20 protein-coding genes are annotated in these 19004 nt (G+C 37.3%); 16 read left to right on the forward strand and 4 right to left on the reverse strand.

Annotated elements, in window-relative coordinates; all coding sequences use genetic code 11:
* The first annotated feature begins 10 nt into the window (after positions 1–10).
* The 11 genes from EKM78_RS00260 to EKM78_RS13210 all read left to right on the forward strand — a co-directional run bounded on the left by EKM78_RS00260 (position 11) and on the right by EKM78_RS13210 (position 10565).
* Positions 11–1303: an isochorismate synthase gene (locus tag EKM78_RS00260; RefSeq protein WP_125767807.1), complete on the forward strand. Its 1293-nt coding sequence runs from the start codon at positions 11–13 to the stop codon at positions 1301–1303.
* Positions 1303–2997: a 2-succinyl-5-enolpyruvyl-6-hydroxy-3-cyclohexene-1-carboxylic-acid synthase gene (gene menD / locus EKM78_RS00265; RefSeq protein ID WP_125767808.1), complete on the forward strand. Its 1695-nt coding sequence runs from the start codon at positions 1303–1305 to the stop codon at positions 2995–2997. Before EKM78_RS00260 ends, menD begins: the two co-directional genes overlap by 1 nt.
* Positions 2972–3790, forward strand: a complete 819-nt coding sequence (menH, locus tag EKM78_RS00270) for a 2-succinyl-6-hydroxy-2,4-cyclohexadiene-1-carboxylate synthase (RefSeq protein WP_125767810.1) — start codon at positions 2972–2974, stop codon at positions 3788–3790. Before menD ends, menH begins: the two co-directional genes overlap by 26 nt.
* A 68-nt stretch (positions 3791–3858) precedes the next feature.
* The gene (locus EKM78_RS00275; RefSeq protein WP_125767812.1) at positions 3859–4674 is read left to right on the forward strand and encodes a Cof-type HAD-IIB family hydrolase; all 816 of its coding nucleotides are present in this window, start codon (positions 3859–3861) and stop codon (positions 4672–4674) included.
* Between the two features lie 118 nt (positions 4675–4792).
* Positions 4793–5785 carry a dihydroxyacetone kinase subunit DhaK gene (dhaK, locus tag EKM78_RS00280; protein ID WP_125767814.1) on the forward strand — a complete coding sequence of 331 codons (993 nt, stop codon included), beginning with the start codon at positions 4793–4795 and terminating at the stop codon, positions 5783–5785.
* A 7-nt stretch (positions 5786–5792) separates the two neighbouring features.
* A complete protein-coding gene (gene dhaL / locus EKM78_RS00285; RefSeq protein ID WP_125767816.1) occupies positions 5793–6377 on the forward strand; it encodes a dihydroxyacetone kinase subunit DhaL in 585 nt (194 codons plus the stop codon).
* A gap of 2 nt (positions 6378–6379) precedes the next feature.
* Positions 6380–6748 carry a dihydroxyacetone kinase phosphoryl donor subunit DhaM gene (gene dhaM / locus EKM78_RS00290; RefSeq protein WP_125767818.1) on the forward strand — a complete coding sequence of 123 codons (369 nt, stop codon included), beginning with the start codon at positions 6380–6382 and terminating at the stop codon, positions 6746–6748.
* Between the two features lie 181 nt (positions 6749–6929).
* Positions 6930–8153 carry a lipase-like domain-containing protein gene (locus EKM78_RS00295; RefSeq protein WP_125767820.1) on the forward strand — a complete coding sequence of 408 codons (1224 nt, stop codon included), beginning with the start codon at positions 6930–6932 and terminating at the stop codon, positions 8151–8153.
* A gap of 250 nt (positions 8154–8403) precedes the next feature.
* Positions 8404–8940, forward strand: coding sequence for a citrate lyase holo-[acyl-carrier protein] synthase (citX, locus tag EKM78_RS00300; protein ID WP_125767822.1), 537 nt, complete (start codon positions 8404–8406; stop codon positions 8938–8940).
* A 153-nt stretch (positions 8941–9093) separates the two neighbouring features.
* Positions 9094–10299, forward strand: a complete 1206-nt coding sequence (locus EKM78_RS00305) for a NupC/NupG family nucleoside CNT transporter (RefSeq protein WP_125768121.1) — start codon at positions 9094–9096, stop codon at positions 10297–10299.
* Positions 10300–10442: 143 nt separating this feature from the next.
* A complete protein-coding gene (locus tag EKM78_RS13210; protein ID WP_281273568.1) occupies positions 10443–10565 on the forward strand; it encodes a hypothetical protein in 123 nt (40 codons plus the stop codon).
* A 303-nt stretch (positions 10566–10868) separates the two neighbouring features.
* Here EKM78_RS13210 and EKM78_RS00310 read toward each other — a convergent pair whose 3' ends face one another.
* Positions 10869–11591, reverse strand: coding sequence for an alpha/beta hydrolase (locus EKM78_RS00310; RefSeq protein ID WP_125767824.1), 723 nt, complete (start codon positions 11589–11591; stop codon positions 10869–10871).
* A 25-nt stretch (positions 11592–11616) separates the two neighbouring features.
* Here EKM78_RS00310 and EKM78_RS00315 point away from each other — a divergent pair, with 25 nt between their 5' ends.
* The 3 genes from EKM78_RS00315 to EKM78_RS00325 all read left to right on the forward strand — a co-directional run bounded on the left by EKM78_RS00315 (position 11617) and on the right by EKM78_RS00325 (position 12723).
* Positions 11617–11943 (forward strand): DUF1828 domain-containing protein, encoded by a 327-nt coding sequence (locus EKM78_RS00315; RefSeq protein ID WP_164507114.1) that lies wholly within the window; start codon positions 11617–11619, stop codon positions 11941–11943.
* 106 nt (positions 11944–12049) lie between these two features.
* Positions 12050–12523 (forward strand): DUF2975 domain-containing protein, encoded by a 474-nt coding sequence (locus EKM78_RS00320; protein WP_164507115.1) that lies wholly within the window; start codon positions 12050–12052, stop codon positions 12521–12523.
* A complete protein-coding gene (locus tag EKM78_RS00325) occupies positions 12520–12723 on the forward strand; it encodes a helix-turn-helix domain-containing protein (protein ID WP_125767830.1) in 204 nt (67 codons plus the stop codon). Before EKM78_RS00320 ends, EKM78_RS00325 begins: the two co-directional genes overlap by 4 nt.
* A 305-nt stretch (positions 12724–13028) precedes the next feature.
* Here the strand turns inward: EKM78_RS00325 and EKM78_RS00330 are convergent, their stop codons facing one another.
* Positions 13029–13991: an AEC family transporter gene (locus tag EKM78_RS00330; RefSeq protein ID WP_125767831.1), complete on the reverse strand. Its 963-nt coding sequence runs from the start codon at positions 13989–13991 to the stop codon at positions 13029–13031.
* 22 nt (positions 13992–14013) lie between these two features.
* On the reverse strand, positions 14014–15636 hold the full coding sequence (locus tag EKM78_RS00335) for a malolactic enzyme (protein ID WP_125767833.1): 1623 nt from the start codon (positions 15634–15636) through the stop codon (positions 14014–14016).
* Positions 15637–15737: 101 nt separating this feature from the next.
* Between EKM78_RS00335 and EKM78_RS00340 the strand changes: the two genes are divergently transcribed.
* On the forward strand, positions 15738–16625 hold the full coding sequence (locus tag EKM78_RS00340; RefSeq protein WP_125767835.1) for a LysR family transcriptional regulator: 888 nt from the start codon (positions 15738–15740) through the stop codon (positions 16623–16625).
* A gap of 443 nt (positions 16626–17068) precedes the next feature.
* Here the strand turns inward: EKM78_RS00340 and EKM78_RS00345 are convergent, their stop codons facing one another.
* Positions 17069–17989, reverse strand: a complete 921-nt coding sequence (locus tag EKM78_RS00345) for a LysR family transcriptional regulator (protein ID WP_125767837.1) — start codon at positions 17987–17989, stop codon at positions 17069–17071.
* Positions 17990–18647: 658 nt separating this feature from the next.
* On the opposite strand from EKM78_RS00345, the gene EKM78_RS00350 reads away from it, so the two are divergent.
* Positions 18648–18995: a helix-turn-helix domain-containing protein gene (locus EKM78_RS00350; RefSeq protein ID WP_125767839.1), complete on the forward strand. Its 348-nt coding sequence runs from the start codon at positions 18648–18650 to the stop codon at positions 18993–18995.
* Positions 18996–19004 lie beyond the last annotated feature (9 nt).

The raw sequence follows: 19004 nt of genomic DNA on the forward strand, positions 1-19004 counted from the left end.
GAGTGGGATCATGTTAAATGTGCGTCAAATTAAGACATCTTTCAATGACGAGCGGATCGAAGCTTTATTGAAGGTGGCATTGAAACAAGAGATTTTTAGCTTTTTTGAATCATCTGATAGGACAACTACCTGGGTCGGCATCGGCTGTACCGATAAGATAAATCCCAGCGAACAAGGTAACCGATTTAAACAAGTTGATTCATGGTTCAAGCAGATCAAGCAAAAACTACCGCAAAAAACCGACCTGAGCGTTGTTTCAATCATGGGAGGCTTTTCTTTTGATCAAACAGTTGACGATGATTTATTTGGAGACTGGTCAAATGGTTTTTTCTTCTTGCCAAGACTGGTTTTTAAAATAACTGGTCACCAAGTGGCCATAACCGAGATCAAGAAACATCGTTTCACCGAAGTTTCATTAGAGGAAACAATCGAGCAGTTGATCGATCTATCGACTGAGAAAATCAGCTGGACCAAAGTAAAACTAACTGATCTAGACACTGATTGGTCTAAGAAAGTTGATCAAGTTGCAAAGAAAATCAAAGTTTCCCAGACTTTACAAAAGGTAGTATTAGGGCGTTTTAAACAAGGTGAGATAACTGGTGACATTGATCCATCTTTGGCTTTGAAAGCTCTTCGTTCGTTGAATAAAACAACCTATCATTTCATGCTCAAATATCATGACCAAATGTTCATTAGCGCTACCCCCGAACGGTTATTTAAAGTTGAAGAAAAACAATTTTCAACGGCAGCCATTGCGGGTACGATCAAAAGAGGGGCCACTAATAGCGAAGATAATCATCTCGCCCTGGAACTTTTTGGAGATAAGAAGAATCGGCGCGAGCATCAAATCGTCGTTCAGCAAATAACTGATCAACTTAAGTCGTTGACCGATAATTTACAAAATGAAAAAGAGCCCATGATATTAAAGAATCAGACGGTTCAACATTTGTTCACGCCGATCAAAGGGACCTTGAAACAAACGGTCGATATTTGTTCGTTGATTGAAAAGATGCATCCAACTCCAGCTTTGGGAGGGATGCCTAAAAATGAAGCAATGCAAATAATTGCTCGAACAGAGTCACGTTCTCGGGGGTTATTTGGGGCACCGATCGGCTATTTGAGCTTTGATGGTGATTCGGAAATGATTGTCGGTATTCGTTCACTGTACTTGAATCAGTCACAAATATTGATGTTTGCCGGTGCGGGGATCATGCCAGATTCGATCGGTAAAGCTGAACAAACCGAGACTGAACTGAAATTTCAACCGATGATTAAATTATTAAATTATTTGGAGGATAAGTAATGTCAGGCGTCATGACGAAGAACATCAAATTGCTGTTATTGGGACTGATCCAACAAGGCGTTGAACAATTTGTGATCTCACCAGGTTCCCGCTCGACTCCCGTCGTTTTAATATTGGCAGAATTAGCCAAAAAGAAGGCAAACGTTAAATTATTTGTTGACGTCGATGAACGCAGTGCTAGTTTTTTTGGACTAGGATTGGCGAAAGATTCTCATCAGCCAGTTGCATTGATCTGTACTTCTGGGACGGCAGCAACTGAATACAGTTCTGCTGTTGCTGAGGCCAAATTGTCCAACTTGCCACTGATCGTAATTACGACTGATCGACCAATGGAATTGACTAATATTGGTGCTCCACAAGCAATCGATCAAGTTGATTTGTACGGAAATAATACTAAGTACTTTACACAGCTGCAAGTTCAAGATAACGCCGAAAGTGTCTCAGACTTTATTAGCTTTGAGTCGCAAAGAATTGTTTTGTTAGCTAAACAAGATCCAAAAGCTCCAGTCCAGATCAATCTTCCTTTAAGAAAGCCACTAATGCCTGAATTTGAAACACCTGATCCAACTTTTCAAAAGCTGGAAGATCTTTCAAATCCAACGAAAATTGATTTTTCATGGTTAAAACAATTTCAAAATAAAAAAGTCATGCTTATAGCTGGCCCAACTAATACAACTATTGCAGATGAATTAGTTCAATTGAGTCATCATAAAAATTGGCCATTAGTGAGTGATATTTTATCTAATACTAGAGGTTTTGAGGTTATTGAAAATTTTGACTTAACTACTAAATTGCTGGATAGTGATTCAATATCGAATTATCAACCAGATTTGGTCCTTAAATTCGGCGCAACCTTAGTCTCAGCCAATATTTCTAATTGGCTCAAAAATTTACCGACTGCAGTTACGATCGTTAACTGTAGTAATAATGGTTTATCAGACCACACATTAAGCTCAAATAAAGTATTGTTCGATGATCCCAAAACGATCGTTACTTCATTGCTTGAGACAGATGTTATTGGATCAAAAGCGTATTTTGAGGCGATGGAACAATTAGATCAAGAAACTTCTGCTTTGAAAACGAAGATAGTTGACCAACAATTTTCGGAAATGTCGCTTCCAAAGATCATGGGAGAACACAGTAGTGATCAAGCGAATTTCTTCATCAGCAACAGTATGCCAGTTAGAGATTTTGAAAATTACTTTGCTGCTAAAGCTGGACAATCTATTTATTGCAATCGCGGTGCAAACGGGATCGACGGAGTGGTCTCGACGGCACTAGGAACTGCTATGAGACATTTAGAAAATTATTTGTTGATCGGTGATCTGGCAATGTTTCATGATATGAACGGCTTGATGATGGCTAAGCGTTATCAAATACCGATCACCATCGTTGTCGTGAATAATGATGGTGGGGGGATTTTCTCATTTCTACCTCAAGCTACTGCGAAAGATTATTTTGAGATGCTGTTTGGTACGCCGCAAGATATCAATATTGAAAAAATGGCTTATCTTTACGACTTCTCTTACTTCGACGGTTCGACATCGGAGAAGTTTAAACAGGCCCTAGCAAGCCAAAATCAGCAAAAGATCATTGAAGTAACTAGCGACCGAAATAACAATCTGCAACAACATCAAGATTTGGAAAAAACACTGCAAAAGGAATTGAATGATTTTGTCAGAAATCAGCATTAATCAAAATACTTATCATTTTCAAGCATCGATCAGTGACCCGAAGGAAACAGTCTATGTTTTCTTGCATGGCTTCCTTGGCAGTAAAGAGGATTATCAACCGTTGTTGACCGATTTCCCTCAGCAATATTTGGCATTAGATCTGCTAGGATTTGGTGAAAACCGGACATGTGACGTTTTACCTGATGACTTCACTCAAACTAAGCAAGTTGATGAATTACATCAAATTTTTCAAAGACTACATCTTTCAAAAATAATTTTAGTTGGTTATTCAATGGGTGGACGGATCGCTATAGCTTATGCGCTGAAATATCCTAACACGCTTGATCATTTAGTATTAGAAAGCACTACAGCGGGGATCAGTGACGAAAAATTGCGTCAAAAAAGACAACAGCACGATGCAAAGCTGGCTGAGAAATTAATGAATTCAGGGATGGAAAAATTCGTCAGCGATTGGGAAAAGTTGCCTTTGTTTGCTTCACAGCAAACTGCTTCACCAGCTAAAATTTCCTTTATGCATCAACAAAGAATTCAACAAAATCCGCAAAATGCGGCGAATTCACTATTGATGATGGGAACTGGCAAACAGCCAAATTATTGGGACAAGCTCGATCCTCTTAGCAAATTGTCTGTGGTAGTTATTGCTGGTGATGAGGATAAAAAATTTGTTAAAATTGGCTCAAAGCTACATCAAAAGATCAGGGGGAGCAAGCTTCTGGTCGTTCAGAATGTAGGTCATAATATTCATTTTGAAAAACCAGATATTTTTAAAAAAATATTGCTAGATATTGACTAAAATATATTTGAATATACAATTAATAGTACAACACACCGCTTGCGGATATGAAGAATAGAGGAATTAACATGATCAGCTTTCTTGGAACTGATTTAGATGGTACTTTATTAAACAGCAACCAAGAGATATCGCTTGAAAATAGTCGTGCTATTAAAATGGCCGTTTCTCAAGGGATCAGATTTGGCATTTGTTCCGGACGCTCTTTGAGATCAGTTAGTCATTATTTGGATGATATTTTACAAGTTCCTGGATATAAAATGGTCCTTAATGGAGCTATCGTCTTAGATCCTAATAACCGCAAGATCTCAGATCGTCCGCTCGCAAAAGCTACCATCGAGCATATTTTAATGAGCGTAGAGCAAACGGATTTTAAAGTGGTAGTAGACTCAATGGATCAAACTTTCGTTTATGATCAACAACGAAGTGGCACCACATACTACGAAGGGGAGGACCCAAAGAATGTGATTGTCTCTTCGATAAAGGATTTACGCAAGATCAACGATGATCCACGCAATATTTTTTACAAGATCAGTTTCAGCACGGATGACAATGCTAAATTGATGAAGAAAATGGAACGGATTACGTCATTGCCTATCGTCATCACTCGTTCAGGGGAAAATTATTATGAAATAAATGCCTTAGATTGCACCAAATTAGCGGCACTACAACGTATTTCAGCAATCACCAAGCTGCCGTTAACGTCTTTTATGTGTTTTGGTGACTATGGTAATGATCTGGAAATGATTGACCGCGTTGGCTATGGTGTTGCAGTAGATAATGCACGTGAAGAGATCAAGAATGTCGCTGATTATATTACGAAAACGAACAATCAGCACGGAGTCTCCTTAATGATAAATAAAGTTTTACGCGGTGAAATTAGATAACTGAAGACAATTTTATTGAAAAAACTCGGGATAATTCCTGAGTTTTTTTATTTCCAAATAAAAAAATAAAGCGTTTACGTTATAATGAAATTGTTGTAAATGTATCGAGGAGGATGGCATGAAAAAAATAATTAATAATGTTGATAATATTGTTCCAGAAATGATTTCTGGATTAGTCAGAACTAATTCAAATTTAGTCAGACAAATTCCTGATACTACTGCAGTTGTCAGAAATGATGCTAAATTTTCTGAGGAAAAGCAAGTTGGTATCGTATCTGGTGGTGGTAGTGGCCATGAACCGCTTCATGCAGGTTTTGTTGGTGATGGTATGTTGAGTGCTGCTGTGGCCGGACAAATATTTACTTCACCAACACCTGATCAAATTTATGAAGCCATCAAAGCTGTTGATAGTGGTGAAGGTGTCCTTTTGATCGTGAAGAATTATTCTGGTGATGTCATGAATTTTGACATGGCAAAGGAAATGGCTGAAGCTGATGACATTAAAGTAGAATCAGTTTTAGTAGACGATGACATTGCCGTTGAGAACAGTGAATTTACGCAAGGAAAACGTGGCGTTGCTGGGACTGTTTTTGTTGAAAAGATCCTTGGTGCGGCTGCACGTGAGGGTAAAAGCTTAGAGGAATTGGTCAAACTAGGTCAGCAAGTTATTGCTAATACGAAAACGATCGGTATTTCATTGCGGGCCGCAACTGTGCCAGCAGTTGGTCACCCAGGTTTTGAATTAAAAGATGATGAAATCGAATTTGGGATCGGGATCCACAACGAACGGGGCTATTCAATTGAGAAAATTGCTCCGTCCAAACAACTTGCTCAACAATTAGTCGACAAAATCATGGGAGATTTTGACGAAACTGAAGGTAAGTATGCTGTTTTAGTTAATGGTATGGGTAGTACGCCTTTGATGGAGCAATACATTTTTGCCAATGATGTCCTTGATCTATTAAAAGAAAAGAACGTCACAGTCGACTTCAGCAAAGTTGGTAATTTAGTAACATCACTGGATATGTTGGGTGTTTCATTGACGATCACGAAAGTGGACAACGAATGGATCAAATGGCTGAACGAACCAGTTGAAACGATTGGATGGTAGATAAAATATGACAATAACATTAGAACAGGCAACCAAATGGATCAATTTATTTATAGAGAAATTGGAACAAAACCGCTCAACATTGAATGAATTAGATACGGCAATTGGCGACGGTGATCATGGAACTAATATGGACCGCGGGGCTAAAGCTATCAAGGAAGCACTGGCCAAAAAAACACCAGCAGATCTATCTGAATTATTCAAAACGGTAGCTTTTGCGATCATTCAAAAAGTTGGCGGAGCATCAGGACCACTTTACGGGACTGCCTTTTTAGACATGTCCAAGGAAGCAAAAAGTGAATCAGACTTGGCTAAATTGATCGGCGTGGGTAGTGACGGAATTAAGCGCCGCGGTCAATCGGATGTGAAAATGAAAACGATGATCGACGTTTGGGATCCAACTAGTCAAGCCCTGGCAAATGGTCAACTGACCAAAGAAGATGTAAATAATTATTTGAATTCAACTAAAGATATGGTAGCAACTAAAGGCCGTGCTAGTTATTTAGAACAAAAATCAAAGGGACATTTGGACCCGGGCTCACAATCTAGTGCTTATTTATTTGATGCCTTATTAGAAGCGATGGGGGCATAATTATGAAATACGGAATCGTCATATTATCGCATTCACCAAAAATTGCCGCAGGAGTCCACGATCTGATCGAACAAGCTGCTCCTAGCATCTCGATAACGTTTGCCGGAGGTACTGAAGATAATGAAATTGGTTCATCTTTAGAAAAGATCCAAAAAGCATTTGAAGATAACCAGGGAGATCAACTCTTAGCATTTTATGATTTAGGCAGTTCAAAAATGAACTTGGAAATGTATATGGAGATGACGGATCTAAATATCCATAAGTACGATGTGGCATTGGTTGAAGGAGCTTATACCGCGGCAACTTTAGCCGAAATCGAGTCACCACTGGCATCGATCGAACAAAGCTTGGCAAAATTAAAGATAAAATAAAAAACCTCAGCGATGAGGCTTTTTTGCTGTCATAAATTTTTTTAAAACTGGGCAAGTAGTAGAGGACCAAAAAATAGAAAATATTATTTGTAAAATGGAAACGAAAAAAATTGTGAAAACTCTTGTAGAAACCGCTTACATGCGGTATTCTAAGGTACATAGGGAAGGAGATGATTTCACAATGAAACGAAAATCAATAATTGCGTTATTATTTGGTCTGTTTTTTGCAACGATCGGTTTTGCTAGTACGACTAATACGATCAATGCATCAAATGACTATCCCGTTGTTTTCGTGAATGGTCTTACTGGTTGGGGCCGTGGCGAAGACGGTAATAACCTGTACTGGGGAGGTACAGAAACTGATCTAGTCAGTGATTTGAATACCGAGGCTCCGGCAGACCAGCCTAATGCCTTAGAAGGTACGGTCAGTCCCTTTAGTTCAAACTATGATCGCGCCGTCGAACTTTACTACTATATCAAAGGTGGTACCGTCGACTATGGTAAAGTTCACTCTGAAAAATATGGTCATGCCCGTTACGGTAGAACTTTCCCAGGTATTTATCCAAAATGGGATTCTACTAACAAGGTTCATTTACTAGGACACTCCATGGGTGGCCAGACAGTACGTGAGCTTGATACTTTGCTCCGTAATGGAAGTCCCGAGGAAGTGCAAGCAACTGGTGCAGATACGAGTTCATTATTCCAAGGCGGTAAAGATTGGGTCAACTCAGTCGTTACAGTCGCTGCTCCATCAAATGGTACCCCAACTGCTACCGACGTTGGTAATCTAAAAGTCGTTAGAAACTTGCTTTACACTGGTGCCATTATGGGTGTGAAAGTTCCAAAGATCGTTATTTCTAATGATTACAAACTCGATCAATGGGGACTAACACGTCAGCAAGGACAATCAACTCTGAGCTATTTGAAGTCAGCTGTTAATAGTAAGGTTTGGAAGACTACTGATAACTCTCTTTATGATCTAACGACCAAAGGAGCAAATGCTATTAATGCTAGGACAGATCTAGCTCCTGATGAACATTATTTCACGTATTCAGGTTTAGCATCTAAACCAGATTCACTAGGTCATTACAGACCAATTTCAACCATGAACTCGGTCGATGTAGTCGGTTCAGCTTTCATCGGCTCTCATGGAAATGATCCAAGATGGTGGCCTAATGATGGTGAGGTACCTGTTATTTCAGCACAGTATCCATTAAATCAACAAGCAACACGTGATGATGGTGCCCCCGATAATCAAACCGGTATTTGGCAATACAATGATCCTCAACAAGGTTGGGATCATAAAGACTTCATTTTGGCCGATCCAGACCAAGCTGCAAGTCTCAAACAACCTATGATTTCGTTCTACTCTGATATTATTCAAAAATTACATTCATTAAATTAATCACTTTAATCACTTTTATACGTATTTCGATGTTTCAACCCCAAAAATAATAAAATGTCTCGCTGATAAACCACCCCTTATCAACGAGACATTTTTTAATACGTCAAATATGACTGAATGATTGCAGGATATTTAAATATCTGTAAATATAGGCAGGTTGGTCAGGAATGACTTTTCATTCGTGGTAAAATAATGTTAATGATTTTAGAATAATAATGCTTATAATCCAAATAAAAACGGGAGTCTTAATATGGTTGATGTATTTTCTGAAGGATACAAGAAAACTGCTGAAGAAATAAAGAGCGCCCAGCAATCAGCTCTTGAGGAAGAAAATTATTTGATCGATGAAATTCCTGAGAACTGTTCATTGGTCAATATTACAATGCGGATTCCGGGACAAATCAAAAATAATCGTTACATTAGTCGAGTTTTTAACTTGGTAGTTGAGAGATTTCGACAAAAATACAAGATAATTAAGGAAGTATTGTGGGACCTCTCAACTGGTCCACAAGCTTTTTTGATCATTGAAAAAGATCCTGGGATCCTGAAACAGGAGACGATCGAATATGAAGCTTCTGACCCACTAGGTTTGATTAGTGATGTGAACGTCTTTGCTGTGGAAGATGATCAGGTTTCGCCGATCACTCGAAAGGAGTTAGGCTTGCCGGATAGAAAATGTATTATCGACGACAAATCAGCTAAAGAATGTAAAAAGGATCAAAATCATTCATTAGCAGAGATGTACCAAAAAATCGATAAGATCATTAATGATAACGTAGAATTTTAAATAAAATACTAGTTTGCTGACTAGTATTTTTTTTACAATAAATTTATATCATGCTATTTAAATTTAAATGTACAATTAAGTCAATTTTGCAGGCATTTGATGATATCATTTATATAGCTGGAGGGGTAAAAAAGGAGATTAAATATTATGAGTATGTATTTACTTGTCAACATTATCGGTTTGGTTGTCTTTTTAGCCATCGGTGTCTTGTTCTCTAAGAACCGTAAAAAGATCCAATGGAAATCGATTTTGATCATGGTTGTACTAAATTTAGTTCTTGCATGGTTCTTGACTAGCATGAGTATTGGTAGAGACATCGTTTCAGGTGCCGCTGCTGGTTTTGATTGGTTAGTCCAAGTAGCTTATGTTGGAATTGAATTTGCATTACCTAGTTGGGTCCACGTTAAGAGCATGGACTTTGTAACTAGTGCTTTATTGCCAATTTTATTGATCGTTCCACTATTCGATATTTTAACTTATATCGGTGTTTTACCATTTATTATTAAATGGATCGGAAAAGGTTTATCATTCATCACCGGTCAGCCAAAGTTTGAATCTTTCTTCGCGGTTGAAATGATGTTTTTAGGAAATACTGAAGCATTAGCTGTTTCAAGTTTACAATTGAAAAAGATGAAAGCAGAACGTAATGTAACGCTCGCGATGATGTCAATGAGTTGTGTTACAGCTTCGATCATCGGTGCTTATATCCAAATGATGCCGGGACAATTCATCTTAACTGCTATACCTATTAATATTATTAACGCCATTATCGTAACTAGTTTAATAAATCCCGTCACAGTTGAACCTGAAGAAGATACTGTTGCTACGATCAGTAGTACAGCAGACGATGGCAAAAAAGAACCATTCTTCTCATTCTTAGGTGATTCGATCCTAGGAGCAGGAAGATTAATTTTGATCATTGCAGCTAACGTTATCGCTTTCGTTGCATTAGCAGCCTTGATCGATAAAGTGTTGCAATTAGTTAACCCTTGGTTAACACTTGAACATATTTTAGGTATTATCATGTATCCATTTGCTTGGTTGTTAGGTCTTAATAGTCATGATTCATTCCAAATGGCTCAATACATGGGTACTAAATTAGTAACAAATGAATTTGTTGTTATGGGTAAGGTTACAAGTATCATCAACAAATTCGATCCTCACTTTAAGGCTGTCTTGACGGTCTTCGTCACATCATTCGCTAACTTCTCAACTTTAGGGATGATCATTGGCTGTTTCAAGGGGATCGTGGATAAAGAAAAGAACGATATTATCTCTAAGAATGTAGGTTATATGCTACTTTCAGGGATCCTAGTATCACTCCTATCAGCAGGATTCGTGGGATTGTTCGTTTGGTAATTTTGTATATGAAAAACGATGCTTATTGGGCATCGTTTTTTTTATTTCTAATAAAAATGTAAGAGAGCTATGGCAGACAGAAGCGTTTTTCTTGTGCTGGAGTTTGTGATTTTTAGTGGTTGGGTGTGGAGGTAGAATTTTGATTGTTACGTTCAATGCCGACTCCGGGGCCCGGGGATACAGCCACTGGAACGCTGCCGACTCGACGCGATTTTGAGCTACCTGGGAAGCTCGCCCAGGCATCTCAAAACTCGGTCTTTCTCTAAGCTCCTTTGTCGCCAAGAGAAATTTGGCGGCTGAGGGCTGTATCCCTGGGCCCCTCCGTCTAGATGGAGACAATATCCCCCCTTGTGGTGAGATTTACCGACTAATTTTGAGCAAGTTGGCACTGTTTGCGCGTCCTATTTCTCACATGTCTTTCTCAGATTCTGTTGCTGAGTATATTAATCTTAAGTAGGTAGAAACTTACTTAAATTTTCTTGAGATATAGTGTCGAGTTAATTTTAAATATTATTTAGAATTGCATTTGGGTAGGGTGGATTAATTTTAAAGATACTTTTGATTGGTACTTATAGCCATTTGAAGATTTTTTCGACGTTGGCTGTCCAGGTGTCCCAGGAGTGGTTGCCGGATACTTTGTCGAAGGTGAAGTTGTGGCTGAATTTTTCGGTCATGTAGTTTGCGAAGTCTACATTGTCTTGGAACATGTAGTCGTCGTGTCCACAGATGGTCATGAATTTTTGTTGGTCGTTTTTGGATGTTACTAGGTTTGGTAATTGATTTTCTTTGATCTTTTGGGGGCTGTCAAAGATTGTGTCGAATGTGTTGTGCGCCATTGGGGCGTCGGGATTGTTGCGGAAGTGGAGTATGTCGGTTATTGGTGAAAGGGCCGCTACTTTGCTGAAGGTTTGTGGATTCTTTAGTCCAATTTTTAAGGCGCCATAGCCTCCCATGCTTGAGCCGGCGATGAAGGTGTCTTCAGCCTGGTTGGAAATGGGGAAGAGGGAACGTACTTTGGGTATCAATTCTTCTACGAAGTAGGTGTAGTATGGAATAAAATCAGAGTCAGTGTAAAAAGCGTTTCTTGCTTCGGGCATGATGACAGCGATATTGTATGTTCGGGCTAACTTTTCGATATTTTTATGCCTTATCCAAGCTGAGTCGTCACCAGTGTAACCGTGTAAAAGCCAAAGATTTTTATAAGATGTTTCATTTGTATCCGGAATGACGATTGTAGTTTTAAAATAGGTATGTAAATAATTTGTACGATAGCTTAAGTTTATTAATGACAATAGGAAAACCTCCTGAAATATGTTCATGACCAGTATAGCAAATGACAAGAAAAAGAGGGAAAGCAAGATGGACAATGATAGTTATTTAACATTCCCATTTGAAATGGGGACTTTAAAAGAAATAAAAATCAGAAAGATCATTTCCGGTGATCAAATTTCATTGACGGATGATGGCAAAGTAGTCCGGGAATTGATTTTAGCAGGGATCGGTTTGAATCAAGTCCAAGAATGTGCCACCAAATTTGGTGTAGATTTTGATAATCAAACATTGACGATTACAACTGATATTGACCATGTAAAAATGGCTAAAGACAAAATTTTACAAACGATGCTACTGTTGGCTACCAGATAAATGAACACCATTTTTGATGATAGTATATTGATAATCGATAAACACATATTGTTAATCGATATGAAAAGTGTTATATTATCTGTAATAATCGATTGGAGCCATGCATATGAAAATAAATACTACCTTTTTAAAAATAGTTACAGCTATTTTAGATTTATTCGTGCTCTTTTTTGTTTTCATCTTAGGTTGGGGCGTTATTTCATCGATAATCAAAGGATCAGTTTTTAAGCTACAATTAATAACGGCTGGATTTTTATTCATCGGTGCCTTGATCGTCTTCGTGATTAGCTATTATTTGTTCAAAGTATTCCACCTCATGGATAAACAACAATTTTTCACCCAAACGTCTTTACACGCTGTTAAGATGATCAGAAATTTATTCATAGGGGAGTTTGTTGACTTGTTAGGAATCATGCCATTTGTATATTATTTAGCTGATGATGGGGATGCACCAGGAATAATAATTATCGTCGGCGCAGTCGTATTCCTGCCATTGGCAATCTCAGCCTTTATTTCAGCAATGCAACAAATCTTGATCAAAGCTATCAATATGAAAGCCGAAAACGATTTAACAATATGATCAAAATTAATTTAGACCTCTTGCTCCTTAAACACCAAATGACGGTGACCGAACTGGCTGAAAAAGTAGGCATCACTCAAGCTAATATCTCCATCTTAAAAAATAACAAAGCAAAGGCAATCAGATTTTCAACGCTCGAGAAAATCTGTGAAGTTTTAAAGTGTCAACCTGGAGACATCATAGAATACATCGATAAATAAAATCAATTAATAAATCGAAAAATGACAATTACAAAAATTACCAAAAAAGGGTGTCATTCTGGGAAGGAAAATTCTCATATGACATCCTTTTTTAAATAATTATAGAAAGAGTATCAGTTGGAAATTGATACTCTCAGGGAAATATTTCTCGTTGCATCGGACGCATATTCAGTATTTGATTAAAATGGAGACTGCAAACGTGATCACTAAACATTCGTTATAATTTATGCAGAAATAAAATTAGAGCTGTACCCAAATTGAATGCAAAATAAAAAAGCTTCGGTTAATTCGAAGCTTTTTAATAGTTAAATAAAGTTGATAACTTGCATCAAGATAGGTACCACGACAACGAATAATACTGTTGAAGTTGTAACTAAGTTAGTAGCGTAGTCGACATCACCATGCGATTGGTCAACTAAGATTGGCAATATGGCTAAACCAGGGGCGGCGGCTTGGATGATCAAAGTACTTGCTTCCAAGTTAGGTAGACCATGACCAGCTGAAGCACCTAATGAAACTAAACCGATCATAATTGCTGGAGCAAAGATGAATCTACCGATCAAAGCCCAGATAGTATCACGATCAAATCTGATCGACTTCAAGCCAGCATCGGCTAAAATAATACCAATGTAGATCAATGACATCGGAGTAACGATCCCACCGACCATATCTAATGTTTTAGTGATCCAGTCGGGAATAGGAATAGCTAGTAGTAAGAAAACTAGTGAAACTAAGAAACCAACTAAGGGAGCTGGTAAAAGTTTTTTCCAATTGAAATCTTTCTTTTCACTTTTATCAACGGTTGGATCATCGCTGGAAATGAAGAAGACACCGATAGCCCATGTAGAAATAGTATTCATAACATAGTAAACCAAGAAGTATGGCAAACTCTTAGTTCCAAACAAGGCCATGTTGAGTGGTAGTCCGATAAAAATTGTATTTGCGTTGGCAAACATGTTAATAAAGGTACCACGACGGCCTTTTCTAATTTTCAAAATCTTAGTCATAAGCCAAGCAATAATGTAACTAATAGCAAAACTTCCAAAGGCGAAAACTAGTCCACCAGACAAGCTTGCTAAAGTGTCTCGAGTTAAATATTTCAAAACTGAAACGAAGATTGAAGCTGGTAGGGCGATGTTCATGATGATAAAGGAAATGTTTCCTTTGAATTCATCGCCTAAACGGCCGGAGTTACGTAGCCAGAACCCCAATGCGATAACGATCACAATTTCGGCTACACTTTCGACTGATGTAATAAAAGCACTCATAAATATCCCTCTTACTTATATATTAGTATTTTGGTTCCCATTTCATGTTGATCACTGCTTCATGGGCATCTTTGGCATCACTTAATTTTTCTTTGATAGCTTCATCAGCGACGCCTTCAGCAACTGTCATACTAAATTTGTCCAATTTAGTAACAGGAGGTAAGACTGCAGCACCTGGTTGGCTAGGATCAACGATACCGCCTAATGAATGGGCAGCACGATTGATCATTCCGTCAGACAATAATTTAGCATTGACGGCTAAAGCACCGAGACCAAGACCTGGGTAAACTAAAGCGTTATTAGCTTGACCAATGTGGTATTGAACGCCGTTATATTCAACTGGACCAGCAGGAACACCTGTGGCAACTAATGCTTTACCATCAGTCCATTTGATCAAATCTTCTGCTGAAGCTTCAGCTAATTTAGTAGGATTTGAAAGTGGGAAAATGATTGGACGTTCAGTATGAGCAGCCATTTCTTGAATGATCTCTTTAGTAAAGCTCTTAGGTTGAGTTGAAGTTCCGACCATGATCGTTGGATGAACTGCCTTCATTACGGCTTCTAAGTTAGTTAGCTCATCAGCATTATCAAATTCGCTACGATCTCTAGCAAATGGTTTTTGTTCAGGTGTTAATCCTTTTGTATCAGTGAAGAGTAGTCCTTGCTTGTCGACCATGTAGAAGCGTTTCTTAGCTTCTTTTGGACTTAAACCATCTTCGACCATTGCGTCGTAGATACGTTTCAAAATACCAGCACCGGCAGTACCAGCACCAAATGATAAGTAAACTTGGTCACTTAATTTTTGATGAGAAATGTTCAAGGCACCTAAGATACCTGCTAGAGTGATAATACCTGTTCCTTGGATATCATCATTAAATGTTAAGATCTTATCTTTATATTTGTTCAAGATGTTGGCAGCATTGCTACGACCAAAATCTTCAAAATGAAGATACATATTAGGGAAGAATTCTTCAGCTGTGCCAACGAATTGATCAACGAAGTCATAATAATTGTCGCCAGTAACACGTTCGTGATGATTTCCAAGATATAATTTATCAGCTAATAAATCTTTATTATTAGTACCGACATCAAGGACTACTGGTAAGACATTTTGAGGATCGATACCGGCAGCGGCAGTGTAAACCATTAATTTACCAACGGAAATATCGACACCTTGTGTTCCCCAGTCACCAATTCCGAGGATACCTTCGCCATCAGTAACAACGATCAATTTGATCTCACGACCACCAGCAGCGTTTTCCAAAGTACTTCTGATCTCTTCTGGTTTATCAATTGATAAGTAGGCCGCATTTTGTGGGTCAATGAATAATCGACTATAGTTTTCGATCGTGTCAGCAATTGTTGGGTCATAAACAACTGGCATAAATTCATTCACATGTTCGCTGAATAACTTATAAAATAAAACCCGGTTCTCATTAAATACATCCATTAGGAACAAACGTTTTGCTAAGGCAGAGTCTCTGTCTTGATATTGTGCATAAGTTTGTTCAACTTGCTCATCGAGTGTTTGGACAAAAGGAGGTAATAATCCTTCAAGTCCTAAATTGATTCTTTCTTGTTCAGTAAAAGCAGTACCCTTATTTAAAAAGGGGTTATTTAAAACATTAAAACCTTTTTCAACCATTTATTAATGCCTCCAATTAGATTACGTAAGTGACTATACACCCCTATAAAAAATATAGTCAAATATGGTATAATCAATAAAAAGTATTTATAGGTGAGAACATGAATATTAAAGATATCCAATACTTTGTCAAATTGACTCAGTTGAAAAGTTATTCTGATACAGCTCTTTACTTTTCAGTTAGTCAACCGACCATTACTTATGCTGTCAAAAGACTTGAGCGTGAATTTGATTCTGAACTGATCATTCGAAAAAGTTATGCGAATTCGATCACTTTAACTTCTGCTGGAGAACAATTTTTGATCCATGCTCGAAAAATCCTGCGTGAAAATGATTTGATGCAAAAGGATCTATTACGAATTAAAACCGACAAGATCAAAATGGGCTTTCCACCAATTATTAGTGACTATTTGATTCCGCAGATTTTTGATCAATTGAATGATTCCCATTTATTGCCACAGATCACGCCTGTTAGGTCAGGCTCTAAGGAATTGTTAGATCAACTTTATGATGGCAAAATCGATATTTCCTTGTTAGGAACGACCAGTTTTCCTAATGTGGCCAATTTTGATTTTAAAATATTAAAGACGCATCAATTCAAAATTATTGCTAGCGATAAACGCAAGTTTGAGCAGCCGTTATCGGTTTCGGCATTAAAGGATGAAGATTTTCTGATCTTAGATAGTAGTTCGGTCCACCAAACGATCATTAATGGTATGATCGAGCGCTACAGTGTCTTCACGAATGTTATTTATCAAACGAGCGACTATAAGCTCTTGATCGATTTGGTTCGCCAAAATAAAGGGATCAGTTTGATCACGGAAACAGCTTTACATGGGGAGAGCGGGATCCAGCAATTGGAGCTCTCTGATGTGGATTTCCCGCCATTTTATTTGATGCTGGTTTATCGAGCCTCAACTAATAAAGGTCCAATGTTTCACAAATTGATCGACATCTTTGATACGGTTACAGATAGTGCTAATAACTAAATCTAATTGTTTGATAACAGCAAACAATGCTTGTACTATATAGATGTAGTCAGAGATGACTACATTACAGATATAGAAAACAATACTAACTCCTATATAATCTATTTCATAATCAATATCAGATAACAGACCGTTTAGCCGCCATCGAAAGATGACGGTTTTTTGTTTTTATAAATATATAAATTATAAGATATTCTTTATTCACTCTATACAAAATTGTTTATAAATAATATACTGGTATAGACCTAGTGATCATGAGTCTGTTCGTAAGACTATAAACTATACTGTGGGTACTATGATCATTTGGATAGGCATCGCTATCAAATTTTCATTACGAGATCAGTTTTGAATGGGATAACTATTACAAATTACATGCGATGCCAGAAAATAAGCCAGCATTCAATCAATTGAATGCTGGCTTTTATTATTAATAGGAAATATTTTTAATTTTTAACCGGTGATTTAATTATTTCATTACCCTTGAAAAAATCAACAAACCAATTTTTGGTATATTTAACAATATTACTAGAATACGTATTATTTAAATTACAAATATTAATGGTCCACGGATACGTTGGCTGTAAATTATGATGACCGATTTTTCCAGAATAATTATTAATAATCGGCGAGGGCACGATCCCGATAGAGTCCTTACACTCCTTGCACATGTTTAGTATCAGATCCCAGGCGCTAGTTTGGAAATAAAATTCTTTGTGGATGTGATGTTGTTGAAGGATATTACGTAGTTCGTGAGCTAGGATAAAATCATCGTTAAAGGTAACGATTTTCTCATTACTGATATCTTCGATCGAAATAGGATTCTTGGTCTGATTAAAGCGGTAATTTTCGTTGAACCAGACAGAAACTGTATCTTGATAGATCTCGTGAGATTCGATGGCTGGATCTGATATTGGAGAAGGGATGATTGCCAAATCTATTTCTTGACTAATCAACAATTTCTTTAATTCGAAGCCACCACGTTCAACAATCTGTAGATTGATATCGGGATTTACTTGAATGAATTTAGGGATCGCTTCGTTAAAAATTGTTGATAAAACAATAGAAGGGATCCCGATCTTTACGGTCCCCCGTTTTAAATTGGAATTATCGCGCATACTTTGGATCATTTTATCAAAGTCGGCACTTACTTGACGTCCATTAGCGATCAAATCGTCACCTAAAGGGGTTAAGCCAGTGATACGGCCTTTACCGTGAGTAAAAATTTGAATTTGTTCGGATTTTTCTACTTCATTGATCAGCTTGCTAAGTGCGGGTTGCGAGACACCTAAGATCCTGGCGCTTCGTGTTAAGTTGAAATCGTTATTAACAATAGTAATTAAATATTTAATTTGATGGATATCCATGTATGACCCCTTCAATAATCAAACGGTTGTTTAAAAAATATAATTTTAATCTTGTAATATAGTCTCATTGTTGGATATTAAGGACAAGGTTGATTTGTGAAATTTCATAAATAACATCAAAAATAAATGATAAATTGCAAATATGGATGTCGATAAATATAATCAAAGAGTAAAATGAATTACGGCGTATTACAATTAGTTATTACAGCCATAACTAGCTGATATACAAGGATTTTACACTAAAAAATCAAATGAAACTTGATACACGACAATCATATTACATTTGTCAGTACAGTGCAAATGTGAATGAAATTTAAACGATAGTTCAATTTATAGATCAACAAAACTTTGTGAAATATAGATGGAAGATCATGATAATTTAAAGATATTTTATTGGATACTTTTCAAACAAATGGTGATCGTATGTCAGCATTTATTACATTTTAAGATAAAAAAATTCTACTTTTAAATAACGATGATAAATTGAAAATGATCAATAAGTTGTTATCGTTTAATCATTTTCATCGTATTTTCAAATATTCATTTCTTAGTCACGCAAAATCTATTATCATATATTCATGGTATTTGATTTGCTAACTAATTATTTATTTGGTTATGGTATAATTTTCACTACAAAGCAATTAGGAGCATTAATTAAATGAAATACACTACTGAACAACAACAAGAAATAGCCCAGTATGCAATTGATCATGAACGTGATTTTAAAGCAACTGGCAAAAAGTATGATATTTCTTACCAACAAGTCGCAGCCTGGGTCAGAATATACGACCCTTCAGCCCAAAAGACCAAGGATCCGACTAAGAAGAAGTCAGTAAAGAGTGCTAAGAAATCTCAGAAATCATCAGTTAAAAGACCTTCAAAAGTGGATGATGAACCAACCGAGACTGAAGAAAAGACATCGACATTGGATGTTTTGAGTCGTCGAGATCCAGTACTAGAAAAACAATTAGAAGACGTCAAGCGACGTTTGGGATTGATTAAATAAAGGTGGATA

This window comes from Companilactobacillus furfuricola (assembly GCF_003946325.1).
Taxonomy (GTDB): Bacteria; Bacillota; Bacilli; order Lactobacillales; family Lactobacillaceae; genus Companilactobacillus; species Companilactobacillus furfuricola.